Origin of the sequence: Mesorhizobium sp. M1E.F.Ca.ET.063.01.1.1, assembly GCF_003998155.1 — a bacterium.
Classification (GTDB): domain Bacteria; phylum Pseudomonadota; class Alphaproteobacteria; order Rhizobiales; family Rhizobiaceae; genus Mesorhizobium.
The window spans coordinates 1-967 of the sequence record NZ_RZSC01001286.1 but is presented as its reverse complement, the minus strand read 5'-3'; the positions used below and the strand labels follow the sequence as shown (position 1 = coordinate 967).

Annotated in this window: 1 protein-coding gene; it reads left to right on the top strand. The window is 60.9% G+C overall.

Features of this window, described 5'->3' with window-relative positions; all coding sequences use genetic code 11:
* The coding region (locus tag EOA29_RS37995) for a hypothetical protein (RefSeq protein WP_210213232.1) at nucleotides 1-967 on the top strand (967 nt) is incomplete at both ends.

Genomic DNA, 967 nt, shown 5'->3' with positions numbered 1-967 from the left:
GGACCAGGAAGAAGTTCATTGCAATGTGCTGGTCCGCCATCGCGATCGGGCCCGCTTGTCCGGAGTCTACACCGAGCTGCTTGAACGATCGGAAAACGATCCCGATGCGGTGGTGGTCAGCGAGACATCGCGGAACTTCATGTCGAAGCTGCGCATCGGCGTCATGCTCGACGTCGCAGGCGGATCAAAGTCGGGCGGAGCACGCGAGATAGACGTGGCCTTCCTGCACGACGTTGTCTCCCGTCAAGCGCGTGAACAGTGGTTCCCGGTTCCGGCTTTGCCGGATAATCCTTCCTTACTGCAACACGTGCCGGCCCGCTGGTCGTACCGGCGGGTCACCGCCGAAGACGAACTGAAGGCGACGAGTTACCTGACGTGCCCGCGTCAGCCAGATGCTGGCTGGGCCTATATCGACGCCGTCGCGAACGTTGTTCGGCGCCAGTCGCACGGTCCAGACGAACATTATCTGCCGGCCCGCCAGATCTCGTTCCAGGATGGTGGCCTGAAGGGGATGTTCGACGAGGTGCACAAATTGGCGGAGTGGGTTGCCACTTATGACGATCTTCTCGACAAGCGGCAGCTTGCCGCCCAAGGCATCAACGTGATCCGGTATCGTCGCCAACGCACGCACGGCCGCAACATGGTCGTGTCGTCGACATCGGAGCTGCGAATACTTCACGTGCTCGTCAAACGGCGGCTTGCGGAACTCTCCTTGGGTCTTGACGACGATCGCCTTGCAGGTCTGGCGCGGCGAATGATCGAAGACGCCAATGCCATATCGGGCGATATCGTTTTGCGTGCAGCCAAACGGGGCGTCTCGGCCGGCGAGCTGATCGGTTTGGTGCTGAGCCGGGCGCTTGTCGAAGAGGAGCTTGGTGATCGAGCAGCCGTTGCGTGGTTCCTCCTCGATGACTATGCGGAGTGGCTTGGGCAAAAGGAAGAGGGGATCGCCGACATCCTTGGCATC